Source organism: Neisseria sp. P0022.S010, assembly GCF_051956635.1.
This window is the reverse complement of sequence record NZ_JBQCXF010000658.1, coordinates 1-1496: the sequence shown is the minus strand read 5'-3', so window position 1 is coordinate 1496 and position 1496 is coordinate 1. Positions and strand designations below refer to the sequence as shown.

At 49.0% G+C, this 1496-nt stretch carries 2 protein-coding genes; both read left to right on the top strand.

Annotation, left to right across the window (positions count from 1 at the left end; genetic code table 11):
- On the top strand, nt 1–750 hold a 750-nt coding region (rfbA, locus tag ACTHUT_RS20425; protein ID WP_440419631.1), incomplete at its 5' end, for a glucose-1-phosphate thymidylyltransferase RfbA.
- Between the two features lie 53 nt (nt 751–803).
- A complete protein-coding gene (gene rfbC, locus ACTHUT_RS20420) occupies nt 804–1346 on the top strand; it encodes a dTDP-4-dehydrorhamnose 3,5-epimerase (protein ID WP_440419633.1) in 543 nt (180 codons plus the stop codon).
- Nucleotides 1347–1496: the final 150 nt, after the last annotated feature.

The window sequence follows — 1496 nt, the reverse complement described above, 5'->3', positions numbered from 1 at the left end:
GTATTGATGCTGGCAGGAATCCGCGATATTTTGGTGATTACCACGCCCGAAGACAATCCCTCTTTCAGACGACTGCTCGGTGACGGCAGCGATTTCGGCATCTCCATCAGCTATGCCGAACAACCCAGCCCCGACGGCTTGGCTCAAGCATTCATCATCGGCGAAGAATTTATCGGTAACGACAACGTCTGCTTGGTTTTGGGCGACAATATTTTCTACGGCCAATCGTTTACGCAAACATTGAAACAGGCTGCCGCCAAGACCCACGGCGCAACCGTATTCGGTTATCAGGTCAAAGACCCCGAGCGTTTCGGCGTGGTTGAATTTGACGACAACTTCAACGCCCTGTCTATCGAAGAGAAACCGCAACAGCCCAAATCCGATTGGGCGGTAACCGGCTTGTACTTCTACGACCGACGCGTTGTCGAGTTCGCCAAACAAATCAAACCGTCCACCCGCGGCGAATTGGAAATTTCCGATCTCAACCAGATGTATTTGGAAGACGGTTCATTGTCGGTACAACTTTTGGGACGCGGTTTCGCATGGCTGGACACCGGCACCCACGAGAGCCTGCACGAAGCCGCTTCATTCGTGCAAACCGTGCAAAACATCCAAGACCTGCAAATCGCCTGCCTAGAAGAAATCGCTTGGCGCAACGGTTGGCTTTCCGATGAAAAACTGGAAGAACTGGCGCGCCCGATGGCGAAAAACCAATACGGCCAATATTTGCTGCGCCTGTTGAAAAAATAATGTTTGAGGCCGTCTGAAACTTTTCAGACGGCCTTTAGATGAAAGATAAAACGATGAACATCATTGATACCGCCATTCCTGACGTAAAACTGCTTGAGCCCCAAGTCTTCGGCGATGCACGCGGCTTTTTTATGGAAACCTTCCGCGACGAATGGTTCAAGACCCAAGTCTGCAACCGCACCTTTGTGCAGGAAAACCACTCCAAATCCGGCAAAGGCGTATTGCGCGGCCTGCACTATCAAACCGAAAATACACAAGGCAAACTCGTACGCGTGGTTGTCGGCGAAGTATTCGACGTGGCCGTCGATATGCGTAAAGACTCCCCCACTTTCGGCAAATGGGTAGGCGAGATTCTGTCCGCAGAAAACAAACGCCAACTGTGGGTACCCGAAGGTTTCGCACACGGCTTCTATGTACTGAGCGATGAAGCCGAGTTCGTCTATAAATGCACAGACTATTACAACCCCAAAGCCGAACACTCGCTGATTTGGAATGATCCGACCGTCGGCATCGACTGGCCGCTACAAGGCGAGCCGAACCTGTCGCCTAAAGACTTGGCCGGCAAAGTATTGGCCGAAGCGGTAACGTTTGGATAACTTCAAAACATAACAGAATCAACTGTTTCTATTTTGTAGTATTAGAAAGTTTCAAATGAATTTAAATAAAATTAGAAAATTTTTTAGAGAGCCCCATATTTTCTTTAGGGATTTTCTAAATAAACGCTTTCCTCCTTATAATGTAGAACA